Annotated in this window: 12 protein-coding genes and 1 pseudogene; 6 read left to right on the top strand and 7 right to left on the bottom strand. The window is 66.4% G+C overall.

Features of this window, described 5'->3' with window-relative positions:
• The first annotated feature begins 31 nt into the window (after window positions 1-31).
• Window positions 32-1,303, top strand: coding sequence for a collagen-like triple helix repeat-containing protein (locus ACPUER_RS13020; RefSeq protein ID WP_425131301.1), 1,272 nt, complete (start codon window positions 32-34; stop codon window positions 1,301-1,303).
• A 114-nt stretch (window positions 1,304-1,417) separates the two neighbouring features.
• On the opposite strand, the gene ACPUER_RS13015 is transcribed toward ACPUER_RS13020, so the two are convergent.
• Window positions 1,418-1,879 (bottom strand): Lrp/AsnC family transcriptional regulator, encoded by a 462-nt coding sequence (locus tag ACPUER_RS13015; protein WP_072438626.1) that lies wholly within the window; start codon window positions 1,877-1,879, stop codon window positions 1,418-1,420.
• Window positions 1,880-1,993: 114 nt separating this feature from the next.
• Between ACPUER_RS13015 and ACPUER_RS13010 the strand changes: the two genes are divergently transcribed.
• Window positions 1,994-2,626: a LysE family translocator gene (locus tag ACPUER_RS13010; protein WP_175963539.1), complete on the top strand. Its 633-nt coding sequence runs from the start codon at window positions 1,994-1,996 to the stop codon at window positions 2,624-2,626.
• A gap of 53 nt (window positions 2,627-2,679) precedes the next feature.
• Window positions 2,680-2,916: a hypothetical protein gene (locus ACPUER_RS13005; RefSeq protein WP_310137766.1), complete on the top strand. Its 237-nt coding sequence runs from the start codon at window positions 2,680-2,682 to the stop codon at window positions 2,914-2,916.
• Between the two features lie 95 nt (window positions 2,917-3,011).
• Here ACPUER_RS13005 and ACPUER_RS13000 read toward each other — a convergent pair whose 3' ends face one another.
• From ACPUER_RS13000 to ACPUER_RS12985, 4 genes are all read right to left on the bottom strand, one after another.
• A complete protein-coding gene (locus ACPUER_RS13000; protein WP_425131300.1) occupies window positions 3,012-3,260 on the bottom strand; it encodes a hypothetical protein in 249 nt (82 codons plus the stop codon).
• Window positions 3,261-3,377: 117 nt separating this feature from the next.
• Window positions 3,378-4,352: a threo-3-hydroxy-L-aspartate ammonia-lyase gene (locus ACPUER_RS12995; RefSeq protein ID WP_425131299.1), complete on the bottom strand. Its 975-nt coding sequence runs from the start codon at window positions 4,350-4,352 to the stop codon at window positions 3,378-3,380.
• A gap of 51 nt (window positions 4,353-4,403) precedes the next feature.
• Entirely contained in the window at window positions 4,404-5,042 is a 639-nt protein-coding gene (locus tag ACPUER_RS12990) for a helix-turn-helix transcriptional regulator (RefSeq protein ID WP_175963542.1), read from the bottom strand.
• Window positions 5,043-5,092: 50 nt separating this feature from the next.
• On the bottom strand, window positions 5,093-5,608 hold the full coding sequence (locus ACPUER_RS12985) for a YbaK/prolyl-tRNA synthetase associated domain-containing protein (protein ID WP_175963586.1): 516 nt from the start codon (window positions 5,606-5,608) through the stop codon (window positions 5,093-5,095).
• Window positions 5,609-5,854: 246 nt separating this feature from the next.
• On the opposite strand from ACPUER_RS12985, the gene ACPUER_RS12980 reads away from it, so the two are divergent.
• Window positions 5,855-6,043 carry a hypothetical protein gene (locus ACPUER_RS12980; RefSeq protein WP_175963587.1) on the top strand — a complete coding sequence of 63 codons (189 nt, stop codon included), beginning with the start codon at window positions 5,855-5,857 and terminating at the stop codon, window positions 6,041-6,043.
• Window positions 6,044-6,309: 266 nt separating this feature from the next.
• Here ACPUER_RS12980 and ACPUER_RS12975 read toward each other — a convergent pair whose 3' ends face one another.
• Window positions 6,310-6,807, bottom strand: coding sequence for a nuclear transport factor 2 family protein (locus tag ACPUER_RS12975; protein WP_425131298.1), 498 nt, complete (start codon window positions 6,805-6,807; stop codon window positions 6,310-6,312).
• An 89-nt stretch (window positions 6,808-6,896) separates the two neighbouring features.
• On the opposite strand from ACPUER_RS12975, the pseudogene ACPUER_RS12970 reads away from it, so the two are divergent.
• Together ACPUER_RS12970 and ACPUER_RS12965 are read left to right on the top strand one after the other, a co-directional pair.
• A pseudogene (locus ACPUER_RS12970) lies at window positions 6,897-7,094 on the top strand (SDR family oxidoreductase); the annotation flags it as partial.
• Window positions 7,095-7,621: 527 nt separating this feature from the next.
• Window positions 7,622-9,487 carry a phosphoenolpyruvate carboxykinase (GTP) gene (locus ACPUER_RS12965; RefSeq protein ID WP_204423029.1) on the top strand — a complete coding sequence of 622 codons (1,866 nt, stop codon included), beginning with the start codon at window positions 7,622-7,624 and terminating at the stop codon, window positions 9,485-9,487.
• Window positions 9,488-9,776: 289 nt separating this feature from the next.
• Here ACPUER_RS12965 and ACPUER_RS12960 read toward each other — a convergent pair whose 3' ends face one another.
• Window positions 9,777-11,441 (bottom strand): acid phosphatase, encoded by a 1,665-nt coding sequence (locus tag ACPUER_RS12960; RefSeq protein WP_425131297.1) that lies wholly within the window; start codon window positions 11,439-11,441, stop codon window positions 9,777-9,779.
• Window positions 11,442-11,655: the final 214 nt, after the last annotated feature.

The following is an 11,655-nucleotide window of genomic DNA, read 5'->3' as shown; positions in this document are numbered from 1 at the left end:
TGTTCGCGCTGAATGGCTGACGGGGACTTCCATGCAAAATCATTTCATCAAGGCGAACGTTGCGCTCGCCGCCATTGCCACGGCGTGTGCGCTGGCAGCGTGCGGCGGCAATGACGTTACTGCGCCGAAACTGGCCGGTAACAACGTCGGGACGAGTACGAGCGGCACTAGCGGGAGCAGTGGGACGAGCGGGACCAGTGGCGCGAGCGGCACAAGCGGCACAAGCGGCACAAGCGGCACAAGCGGCACAAGCGGCACAAGCGGCACAAGCGGCACAAGCGGCACAAGCGGAACAAGCGGAACAAGCGGAACAAGCGGAACAAGCGGAACAAGCGGAACAAGCGGAACAAGCGGAACAAGCGGAACAAGCGGAACAAGCGGCGCCACCAGCGGCACCAGCGGAATCGGAGGCACCAGCGGAACGAGCGGCACGCCGGGCACCAACGGTATCGTCACCTCCGTCGGCTCGATCGTCGCGGACGTGGGCGTCACGATAGGCGGCGCAAGCCTGCCCGGCGGCGTCAGCAAGGGCGTGACCGCCGGGCCGGCCGACACGCTCATGGGCGTCGGCACGCTCGTCCGCGATACCTCGGACGCCGTGAGCAGCGGCATAGGCCAGATCGGCTTCACGGCGAACCCGGTCGGCACGACGGTCGCCGGCCTCGGCACCATCGTCGGCTCGACCAGCAACCCGGTTAATGGTTTCAGCGAAACGGTGAAGGCGCTCGGCACCGGCCCGTTGTCGCCGCTGGCGCCGATCACGACGCCGGTCGGTGGCCTGCTCGACACGGTGGCCGGCGGTCTGAAGTCGGGCGGCACCATGCTCGGCTCGGCCCTGTCGTCGGGCCCGGTCCAGCAGGCGACGCAGGCGCTCAGCACCGCGATCACCCCGCTCGTGACGACAGCAGGCCAACTCACGCAACAGGTCGGCACGGCAACCGGCCTCGGCCAGCCGGTCGCCGGCCTGCTCGGGCAGGTCGGCGGGGCCATCACGTCGGCCGGATGGAAGGTGACATCCGCGTCGCCGCAGCCGGTCGTTAGCGGTGTCGGCGAACTCGTCCGAGCGGTTGGCAACACGGTGAGCAATGTGGGTGGGCTTGTGAACCCGAGCGGCGCGAACGGCGCGGTGCCGATCGCCGGTCTGGTGACGAGCGTGGCCGGCGGCATGCCGTGGATCGTGCATGACGGTTCCGCTACCGGCACCGGCACCGGCGGCGGCACGCCGTCGGGCAGTCTCGCCAATCCGCTCGCGCCGGTGACGTCGCTGGTGGGCGGCCTGCTCGGCGGCGCGGTCGGCAAATAACCGATCGGCGCCGAACGTCACGGAGGCAAACGGCCGAATGACCGAATGGCGGCCGTCACCGGCCGCCAAAGGTTCAGGCCGGGATCTGTCGGTCGGCCATGAAAACCCGGCCAGCTACTTGCGGCCGTCGTCGAACTTCGACGGCGGCCGCGCCAGCCCGCGCACCGGCAGCGGCGTCGACATCACGATCGATGTGCGCGTTTCACCGTACAGGTTGATGCGTTCGATCAGCTGTTCGAGGTGTGTCATGCTGGTGGCGACGAACCGCATGACATACGAGTCGGCGCCCGTCACATGATGGCATTCGACGACTTCGGGAATCGTCTCCAGCAACTTGAGGAATTTCGCTTTCGCCGGCTGCGGCACCGTGATGCCGATAAGCGCGCTCACCGGATAGCCGGCCGCGGCCGGATTGATCCGGGCCGTGTAGCCCTCGATGATGCCGGCCGTTTCAAGTCGCTTCACGCGTTCCGTCACCGCCGGCACCGACAGATGAACCTGGCGGGCCAGCTCCGTATAGCTGATGCGGCCGTTGGCCTGCAACAGCGCGAGTATCTTCCAGTCCAGATCGTCCATCGCGGCGGTTTTTTTAGGCGGAACGGCTATTTTTCCTTAAAAACCGCATTCAGCGGCGACCGGACTTTCCCTACGATGCCTGTTCAACCCGTTGCATGTCGCAAGGAGCAGGCGATGCTGTTCATCAAGTCCGTCGTAATGGGGCTGTCGATCGCGGTGCCCGTCGGCCCGATCGGCATGCTGTGCATTCAACGCAGCCTGAGCCGCGGCTTTCAGGCAGGGTTCGCGACGGGTGTCGGTGCCGCGTGCGCCGACGCGATCTACGGCCTGCTCGGCGCGCTGGGCATCGCGGGCATCGTCACCGCATTCCCGATGCTGACCGTCGGCCTGAAGATCGGCGGCGGCGCGTTCCTCGTGTGGCTCGCGTGGACCATCGCGCGCCAGGCGCCGGCCGTGTCGGCGCTGCAACGCGACCTGCCGCGCACGACCGTCCTGCGCGATTTCCTGACGACGTTCGGCCTCACGCTGTCGAACCCGATGACGATCCTGTCGTTCGTCGGGATTTTCGCGGCGCTCGGCCCGTTGTCGGGCGCGCGGGAAGGCGCGATGTGGCCGGCCGTGTCGCTGATGGTCGCCGGCGTGTTCATCGGTTCCGCAACCTGGTGGCTGTGCCTGAGCGGCGCGACCGCCGCGCTGCGTACGAAGATGTCGTTCGCGTTCATGCACGGGCTGTCGCGCGTGTCGGCCGTCGTCGTCGCGGCATTCGGCGCGATCCAGGTGGTCGCGGGCGTGCGCGGCCTTGTCTAGTCCTGAAGCGGGGCATCGCCTTTCGACCGGATGTCGTCGACAGCCGTCCGCAGATGCGCGAGCAGTTCGAGCATCACGGCCGCCCGAAAGTGCAGTCCGGCATCTTCAATGATCCGTTCGGCGCCGCACACGACCGGCCCGAGCCGCGCGGCTTCGTCGACACGATGCGCTCGATGCTGAACGAGCACGGGCTCACGCCCGACGCATTCGCCGAGCGGGTGTTCGACGGCATCCGCGCCGGGCGCTACTGGCTGATTCCGCAACCGGAGACGCTCGACGGCGCACTGTAGCGGCGCGCCGACGACATCCTCGCTGCGCGCGATGCGTCGCTGCCGTCGTTCCGACAATGACGGCCGCGCGCGGCAGCGCCGGCCGGCACGCGCCGTTACATGCGGGTGCCGGTGTGCGTGCGGCCGCTCGGGTCGCCGCCGCGGTCGGGCGGCGTATTGTTCTGATCGATCTTCGCGAGCACGAAGCCGGCGGCCGGCAACGCGCCGGGCGAACGATGGGGCACCTGCGCGACTGCGTCGTGCGGTGATGCGGCGGGAAAACCGGCTGACGTAACGCCCGGTTGAGCGAACGCCGAAAGGGAAACGGTCGCCAGGGCGGCGGCGACGATCGCGTGCGTGTTCATGGTGACTCCTTCACGACTGACTTCAGGACAACGTAATCAGTCTAGGGCGCGAAACTTAACGCGACGTGAAGGAGCGGCGGCGCGCAGATGACAGGATGTTCATGCGCGCCGCGACGTTCATGCCGATGTCGATACCAGCGCGCAGAAGTTCTCGAGATCGACGTTGCCGCCGCTGATCACCACGCCGACACGCTTGCCTTGCAACTGGTCCTTCATCCGTCGCACGGCGGCGAACGACAGGCAGCCGGTCGGCTCGACGACAATCTTCATACGCGTCGCGAAAAAACGCATGCAGTCGACGAGTTCGGCGTCCGTCGCGGTCAGGATGTCGTCGACGTCGCGGCGGATGATCGGGAACGTCAGGTTGCCGAGGTGCTGCGTTTGCGCGCCGTCGGCGATCGTGCGCGGCGTGTCGATATGCACGATCGCGCCCGACCGGAACGATTGCTGGCCGTCGTTGCCGGCTTCCGGCTCGACGCCGTACAACGCCGCGTGCGGCGACAGCGCACGCGTGGCCAGCGCGGTGCCCGACAGCAGCCCGCCGCCGCCGAGCGGCGTGAATACCGCGTCGAGCGGCCCGACTTCGTCGAACAGCTCCTTCGCCGCCGTGCCCTGGCCGGCGATCACGTCCGGATGGTCGTAGGGCGGGATCAGCGTGAGCCCGTGCTTCTCCGCGAGATCGCGCCCGATCTGCTCGCGATCCTCGGTGTAGCGGTCGTAGGTCACGACGTTGCCGCCATAGCCGCGCGTCGCGGCCATCTTCGCGGCCGGCGCATCCTGCGGCATCACGATCGTCGCCGGGATGCCGAGGATGCGCGCCGACAGCGCGATCGCCTGCGCATGGTTGCCGGACGAGAATGCGACGACGCCATGGCGGCGCTGCTCGGCGTCGAAGCGCGACAGCGCGTTGAATGCGCCGCGGAACTTGAATGCGCCCATGCGCTGCAGGTTCTCGCACTTGAAGAACACCTGCGCGCCGAGCGCCTCGTCGATCGTCCGCGACGTCATCACCGGCGTGCGGTGCGCATGGCCTTCGAGCCGGGCCGCGGCGGCGGCAACGTCGTCGTACGTGGGGAGAGTCGGAGAGTTCATGGTCGTTCGAGGGTCGGAAAGTTTAGTCAACATGAAAGCAGCGCGCTTGCCTCATTTCGCATCGTTGTACACGGTCGCGCGCGATACGCCGAGGTGCTGCGACACGATCTCCATCGCGCGGCGCACTTCGAGAAAGCCGTCGGCCTTCAGCGTCTGCATCAGCTCGCGGCGCTGGTCGGTCTTCAGTTCGCGCGGCGTCGTCGCGAGGCGCGTCGCGAACGCGTCGATGCGTTGCCGGATCGCGTCCGCGCCGGCCGGGTCGAGCGTTTCGGCGACGGTTTCGCCGTCCGTGCTGCAGAACTGGTTCAGCATGCCCTGGAAGCCGCGGAACAGCGTGACGTCGGCATTCAGGCACAGCGCGGCCACGTAGCGCCCGGTCGAATCCTTGATGCCGATCGACGTGCTTTTCGCGGTGCGGCCGTCGGCGAAGCGGTTCGGGTAGTTCGCGAGCACCTGCGGGAAATCGTCGTCCTCGATGCGGGCGAGGCCGAGCTCGGTCGCGGGGTCTCCGACCGCGCGTCCGGACAGGTTGTTGTGGATCGCGAGGATCGCGTGCTTCGGCGTGCGCAGGTCGTGGACCACGACCTCGGTGAACGGCGCGAACATCTCGCCGAGCCCTTCGGCGATGCGCTGCACCTGTTCGATCAGCGATGCCTGCTCCGACTGCGCTTTGTTTCGGGTGGTGGTCATGAGGGGCTCGCGTTCAGGTTTCGGATCGATGCGACGGTTTCGGGAAACGGTCACCCGGCGTGTTCCTGGTCGGCTGTCGTTTCCGGCCGCGTGATGTCGGCCAGCAACGGGCGCGCGATCCGCACGTAGTCGGCCGCATCGAGCACGACCGAGCGGTCGAGGCGGCCCGCGTTGAACGCGATCTCGTCGTTGCGTTCGACCAGCGCGGGATCGACGACGAGCGCCACGTTTCCGTCGAACACGAACGGCGGCACGGCGCCCATCACGCAGCGGGTAACGGCGGCCGCGACATCGGGCGACGCGAGCGTCGCCTTGCGGCGGCCGACGGCATCGGCGACCTTGCGGAAATCGATCTTCAGGTGGCCGGGGATCACGGCGAGCGCGGTCGTGTCGCCGCCGTCCTTGAACGTGCACAGCATCGCCTTCGCGCCCTGTTCGGGGCGCGTGCCGCGGATTGCGGCGATTACGTCGGATTTACCTTCCGCCGGGTGCTCCAGCACGCGAAAACGGGCGCCGGATGTGGTCAGCAGGTCGCAAAGCGTGTCGAAAACGGGGTAGTCGTTCATGTCGCTCATGTCGTTCCGGGCGGGTTGGTCGATGGATTGTCCAATTATAGACGTTTTGTCATGATGGCAAGCGTTTATCGCTGAGCTGGTCCTTTGACGCATGCCGGATGACCTTTGGCGTAACTGCGATCACGGAGGACGACGAATCTTGACGGCAGATCAATTCGACTGCCGGGGTTGCATACGGAATCGTGGAAGCTAGACTGGAAGTTCCCCATGCAAACCATGGAGGGAGGCATGACGACTATGACGACCATCTATGTCGTGAAGACCGGTGAGCAGTTCCTCTGCACCGGTGAGGATGGCGACATCGGCATGGCGCCGGTGATTGAAGACGCCATGTCCTTTCTGTCGTATGAGGAAGCGAAAAAAGCGGCGAACGAGAACGCCGACCCCGGATACGAAATCGTGACCGTCAACATCACCGTCCGCTGACGCGGAGTTCGTGTCCCCAGCGACCTGGCCGGCTGCATCGGCAATCGGAAACTCCTTCGCGAATCTATGCGTGGTTGACCGGACTTGGCGTGCTGCCGCGCATCCTTGTGTGTCTGGAGACACCGCGCGGCTCCACTGATCGGGCGCGGCCTGTGCGTCGCGCCACAACACGTAAACGACTTTCTCCATTGCTCCGGCTCCAGAGGGGAAATGACGGGGTCGGCGGCGCTGCCGCCGGGGTTCAGGAAGCTGTGACGGCCGCGCCACTATGCACTATGCGCACCATGTGCACCCGGCGCGAACCGGTTTGCGGCAAGCGTGAACGACGGCGGGATCGGCGACGTGACGGTTTCGAACAGCCGCTCGTGGCGCGTCGCATGAATGCGCCATACACCGTCGCGTTTCACGTACTGGTCGTCGCAGAGCGCGGTTCCGTGCATCAGGTAGTTGTCCTCTGGATTGATCGCATGATCCTCGAGAAACCGCACGTCGCACGCGTGATCGGCGGATACCAGCGTAAGTTCGGGGTGATGGCCGTGATGCATCGTCAGGAAGGTCGGCTTGCCGATCGGCTCGCGCAGGCTCGACACGAACGCGTTGCCGCCGTCGTACGCATAGCGGCCGCCATACAGCCGCGCGTCGCGGTCCTCGGTCAGGCAATCGGCGAGCAACGACCAGTCATGCGTATCGACCGCGCGGAAATACCGGTACTTCAGCTGCCGGATCTGCTCGTATTCCTGGAGCGTGCGGGTCGTGTCGTCCATCGCCGTATCTCGTGGTGGTGTCGTTCGATGGCAGGAACGAAGGCGCCTGCATCACATCGTCTGTTCGGACGAAAGCCGCGCGCGCATGCGATTCGATTCATCCGGGCGGCGTGAACAACATCGCGATGTCGAACCCGACCGGCGCGCCGCTCGAGGAGATCAACAAGCACGATGCGAACGTGCCGCTGCAGCGCTTCGGCCTGCCCGACGAGATCGCACGCGCGACGCTGTTCCTCGCGAGCGACGAAGCGTCGTATTACCCCGGATTGCCGGGCGCGCCGTTTTGAGCAGGGACGTACATCACGCGTTGGAGCACGATGTTTGTGTACGCAACCTAATTCAGGGTTTGCCTGAGTAGCGAAAACGAGAATTCGCCGGGCGCGCATGTGCAATTTTCATGCGCGCAGCTGGCGGGCCGAACTTGCCGCTTTCGCCAAACGCTTGTCCGACGGACGTTCCCCGCGTTTCGTCCCCGGCAGCGATCGCATCGACGCAGTCGAAATGACTTTCCTGCAACACATGTGCCTGCACGTCGTGACAGTTGTTTCTTGTTGCAACGCAACGCCCGCTCGATAACGGCGATGGTATGCTGGCCGGCATGGAAGTTGTAAGGCAGGTTGCTGGCATGGCGAAACTCGCGTTCGCATCTTCTAACGAGACATCACATCCTCTCGCCCGCATCGCGGCATCGACACGCGCACAGCTCGCGTGCCCCGCGTTGCGCGTTGCTGCGTCCTGCATTCCGATCGCATTCCCCATCCGGCGGGTTCACCCCGCGTCCCGCATTCCCGTCCAATAATCTGGAGACATCCCCATGTCGCAAAACAATCTGGCCGAAGCAACGTACGGCCCGCTGATCGCTCCGCCGGCTTTCGTCAAGCATCGCAAGCTGATCGACTGGGTGTCGCGCATCGCGGCGCTCACGGAGCCCGATCGCGTCGTGTGGTGTGACGGTTCGCAGGAGGAATACGACGCGCTGTGCCAGGCCATGGTCGACCAGGGCACGCTTACGCGCCTGAACCCGGCGAAGCGCCCGAACTCGTATCTCGCACAATCCGATCCGTCCGACGTTGCACGTGTCGAAGATCGCACGTTCATCTGCGCGGAATCGCGCGACGACGTCGGCCCGACCAACAACTGGGTCGCACCCGCCGAAATGCGCGAGACGCTCAACGAGCTGTTCCGCGGCTCGATGCGCGGCCGCACGCTGTACGTGGTGCCGTTTTCGATGGGCCCGCTCGGCTCGCCGATCGCGCACGTCGGCGTCGAACTGTCCGACAGCCCGTACGTTGTGGTGAACATGCGGATCATGACGCGCATGGGCCGCGACGTGTACGACGTGCTGGGCGAGGACGGCGAGTTCGTGCCGTGCGTGCACAGCGTCGGCCATCCGCTCGAAGCAGGCGAGCAAGACGTGCGGTGGCCGTGCAACCCGGTCAAGTACATCGTGCATTTCCCCGAGACGCGCGAGATCTGGAGCTTCGGTTCGGGCTACGGCGGCAACGCGCTGCTCGGCAAGAAGTGCTTCGCGCTGCGCATCGCGTCGACGATGGGCCGCGACCAGGGCTGGCTCGCCGAGCACATGCTGATCCTCGGCGTGACGTCGCCGGCCGGCAAGAAGTATCACGTCGCGGCCGCGTTCCCGTCCGCGTGCGGCAAGACCAACTTCGCGATGCTGATTCCGCCGCAGGGCTTCGACGGCTGGAAGGTCACGACGATCGGCGACGACATCGCGTGGCTGAAACCGGGCCGCGACGGCCGTCTGTATGCGATCAACCCGGAAGCCGGCTTCTTCGGCGTCGCGCCGGGCACCGGCGTGAAGACCAACCCGAACGCGATCTCGACGCTGAAGGAAAACGTGATCTTCACGAACGTCGCGCTGACGGAAGACGGCGACGTGTGGTGGGAAGGGCTGACCGACACGCCGCCCGCGAAGCTGACCGACTGGCAGGGCAACCCTTGGACGCCGGAAATCGGCAAGGAAACCGGCCGCAAGGCCGCGCATCCGAATTCGCGCTTCACGGCGCCGGCCGCGCAGTGCCCGTCGATCGACGCGGACTGGGAGAACCCGGCCGGCGTGCCGATCGATGCGTTCATCTTCGGCGGCCGCCGCTCGACGACGGTACCGCTCGTGACCGAGGCGCGCGACTGGGTCGAAGGCGTGTACATGGCCGCGACGATGGGCTCGGAGACGACCGCCGCGGCAGTCGGCCAGCAGGGCATCGTGCGCCGCGACCCGTTCGCGATGCTGCCGTTCTGCGGCTATAACGTCAGCGATTATTTCGCGCACTGGCTGAAGCTCGGCAAGCAGCTCGAAGGCGCGGGCGCCACGTTGCCGAAGATCTACTGCGTGAACTGGTTCCGCAAGGACGCGAACGGCAAGTTCGTATGGCCTGGCTTCGGCGAGAACATGCGCGTGCTGAAGTGGATGCTCGACCGTCTCGAAGGCACCGGTGGCGGCGGCGAACATGCGTTCGGCGTGTCCCCCGCTTATGAAGACCTGCACTGGGACGGGCTCGATTTCACGCGCGAGCAGTTCGCCGCGGTGACGTCGATGAACGCCGACGAATGGCGCGAGGAGCTGAAGCTGCACGCGGCGCTGTTCGACATGCTGAAGCTGCGCTTGCCGGCTGAAATGACCGACACGATGAAGAAGATCGAGCAGCGCCTCGGCGGCTGACGATCCGCAACGACGCATTGACCCTGACGTCCCGCCGCCGGCTTCCAACCCCGGCGCCGGGACGTTTTTGCATCGATGCCGTTTCTCCATCCGCATCTCGCGAAATGCGACGCGGCGGGCCTGTCCACGACGGACATACGCCGCGCACGCGGTGCGCGACGCATTGCGCAGCGCCGCGTAGCGTAGCGTGGCCGCAAATGCACGACGCCCCGGGCAATCGATCGCATTGCCCGGGGCGTCGTCGATTCAAGCGGTGAACCGGTGAACCGGCTAGGCGACCAACCGGCCGTCAGCCGAGATCGAGCGCGTTGGTGAGATCGCCGGGTGGCGTCTCGCCGCGCGCGGCGAACGCGTTGTTGCGCGCGGCCACGCCGTCGAGCGGCGCGAGCCCGTGCACGCGGCTGATGAAGCGCAGGATCGAGTTCGTGTCGTACAGCGTGTGATCGACGAAGCCCTTCTTCGCGAACGGCGAGATCACGAGCGCCGGAATCCGCGAGCCCGGCCCCCAGCGGTCGCCGACCGGCGGCGCGACGTGATCCCACCAGCCGCCGTTCTCGTCGTGCGTCATCACGATCACGGTGTTGTCCCATTGCGGCCCGCGCCGGATATGGTCGATCACGGTCGCGATGTGGCGGTCGCCCGATTCGATGTCCGCGTAACCCGCGTGCATGTTCAGGTTGCCCTGCGGCTTGTAGAACGTGACGGCCGGCAGGCGCCCCGCATCGATGTCGGCGATGAAGCGGTTCGTCGACGGCTCGTCGCCGAGCCCTGCATCACGAAGGTGCCGTTGGCGCGCGGCGGTGCCCGGCGCGTAGTTGCGGAAGTAGTTGAACGGCTGGTGGTGGTACTGGAAATCGGGCACGGTGCCCGTTTCGCGATGCTCGAGCGCGTATTGCCATGCGCCGCTGTACCACGCCCAGTCGATGTTCTTCTCCGACAGGCGATCGCCGATCGTCGCGTAGCCCTGCGGCGGCAGTACGCGATGGTCGGCCGGATCCGCATACGCGGCGTTGCCCGGGTCGGGCGGCGGCACGTAGCTCGGCTGGTACGGCGGCGCCATCGTGTTCACGCCGTAGCCGTCGGGTGTCAGCGGGCCGTCGCCCGCGAACTTCGGCGGGCCGTCGAGCGCGGATGCCGGCGAATCGGCGGCGAGCGCGAGGCGTGTGCCGGCCGGATCGTCGCCTTCGACCTTCGACAGCAGCTTCGCTGCATGCGGATGCTTGTGCGCGTCCGGATACAGCGGCGCCTGCGCGGAAATCAGGAACATGTGGTTCAGCCACGAACCGCCGAAGGCCGCCATGAAGAAGTTGTCGCACAGCGTGTATTGCCGCGCGAGATTCCACAGCCGCAGCGTGTCGGCCGAATTGCGGTAATGGCCCATCACGAGGCCGCCCGAATCGGCCCACGCGGCGAACTGGTTGTTGCGGCCGGCCGCGATCTGCATCTGGTTCTGATAGAAGCGGTGCCACAGGTCGCGCGTGATCACGCCGTTCGGCAGCGGCTTGCCCTGTGCGTCGGCGATCCGGAACGGCGCGTTCGGCAGCTTGTCGATGTCGCGCTCGGCGATCGCGTAGCGCTTGCCGTCCACTTCCTGCGCCTGAGGCACGAGCCCGCCCCAGATCTTCGGCAGCACGGGCAGCGGCGTCCTGCCGTCGCGGTCGAGCTGCTGCGCGTGCTCGGGCCGCACCTCGCTCAACGGATGGCGCACCCCCGGGAAATCGCCGTACAGGTTCGCGAAGCTGCGGTTTTCCGCATAGATCACGACGATGTGGCGCACGCGCTGACGCAACGCTTCGTCGATGCGCTGGTCGGCGGCGGAGCGCGGCGCGCTGCCCGGCGTGGTTTCACAGCCGCCGAGCGCGACACCGGCACCGAGCGCGGCGAGGCCGCCGAGTACGCGGCGGCGGTCGGGATCGGCGGGAAGGTCGTCGGGGCGATCGGGGGTGTCGGTCACGTCGTGGGCTCCTCGAATGGGCAGGTTGGCGGTGTGGATCGATACACCGGCCGCGTCGCTCGGGCTGCCGCGATGCGAAACGGACAGCAACGGCCGGCGTCGCGCAAAAGCAGGTGCGATGCAACTGTCACACAAATGTCATGAACGCGACTATAACGCGGCGGGTGCCGCCGACGAAAGGTGTTTGTCGGACGATTCGACTTGCGCGGCGGGC

Origin of the sequence: Burkholderia sp. DN3021 (assembly GCF_049805555.1) — a bacterium.
GTDB classification, from domain to species: domain Bacteria; phylum Pseudomonadota; class Gammaproteobacteria; order Burkholderiales; family Burkholderiaceae; genus Burkholderia; species Burkholderia pyrrocinia_C.
Note: the sequence above shows the minus strand (reverse complement) of the source record. Positions and strands in the feature narration are given on the sequence as shown.